Genomic DNA, 232 nt, shown 5'->3' on the forward strand with positions numbered 1-232 from the left:
TGCCCCTGCCAAAGGCAGCCGTAGCCAGCGTCACGGATCTCGGTTTCAGGAAACGCATCCTGGCTGGCCTTGAGCTCCTGCGGCGCCCCGATGTCGGGTTCCTCTTTCTCCAGCCACGCCACCAGGTGCGGAAGCCGCGTCTTGATGCCGTTGACGTTGAAGGTGGCAATCCGGAGGCGCCTGCGACGGGCCGTGGCGTGCTCCAGCAGGAGGGAGTCGCCAGTATTCCCGG

The 232-nt window shown here is 65.9% G+C and carries 1 pseudogene; it reads right to left on the reverse strand.

Features of this window, described 5'->3' with window-relative positions:
• A pseudogene (locus tag KVS69_RS20755) lies at positions 1–206 on the reverse strand (exodeoxyribonuclease III); the annotation flags it as partial.
• Positions 207–232 lie beyond the last annotated feature (26 nt).

Source organism: Stenotrophomonas sp. GbtcB23 (assembly GCF_019091045.1).
In the GTDB taxonomy this organism is placed as follows: Bacteria; Pseudomonadota; Gammaproteobacteria; order Xanthomonadales; family Xanthomonadaceae; genus Stenotrophomonas; species Stenotrophomonas rhizophila_A.